The 590-nt window shown below is 63.9% G+C and carries 1 protein-coding gene; it reads right to left on the reverse strand.

Annotated features, from left to right (window positions below; genetic code table 11):
• The coding region (locus EK369_RS21580; protein WP_497707115.1) for a PLP-dependent aminotransferase family protein at window positions 1-590 on the reverse strand (590 nt) is incomplete at both ends.

The raw sequence follows: 590 nt of genomic DNA on the forward strand, positions 1-590 counted from the left end.
TACATTGGGAATTTGGCGCAGAGGGCTGCGACTTTGGTGCGGACGGCGGCTTCGACCTCTGCGTTGCCGTCTTCGCCGTTGGCGGCGAGGCCGTCGATGACTTCGACGATCAGGTCGGCGATCTCGCGGAATTCAGCCTCGCCAAAGCCGCGGGTGGTGCCGGCGGGGGTGCCGAGACGCAGGCCCGAGGTCACGGTGGGCTTTTCCGGGTCAAACGGGATGCCGTTCTTGTTGGTGGTGATATGGGCGCGACCCAATGCCTTGTCGGCGACGTTGCCCTTGACGCCCTTGGGGCGCAGGTCGACCAGCATCACATGGGTATCGGTGCCGCCGGTGACGATATCCAGACCACCCTGCATCAGCTGGTCCGCCAGCGCCACCGCATTGGCGCGCACGGCCTTGATATAGTCCTTGAACTCGGGGCGCAGGGCCTCGCCGAACGCAACCGCCTTGGCCGCGATCACATGCATCAGCGGGCCGCCCTGGATGCCGGGGAAGATCGCGGAATTCACTTTCTTAGCGATTGCTTCATCATTTGTGAGGATCATACCGCCACGTGGACCGCGCAGGGTCTTGTGCGTCGTGGTGGT

The organism is Shimia sediminis (genome assembly GCF_003990645.1).
Classification (GTDB): domain Bacteria; phylum Pseudomonadota; class Alphaproteobacteria; order Rhodobacterales; family Rhodobacteraceae; genus Shimia; species Shimia sediminis.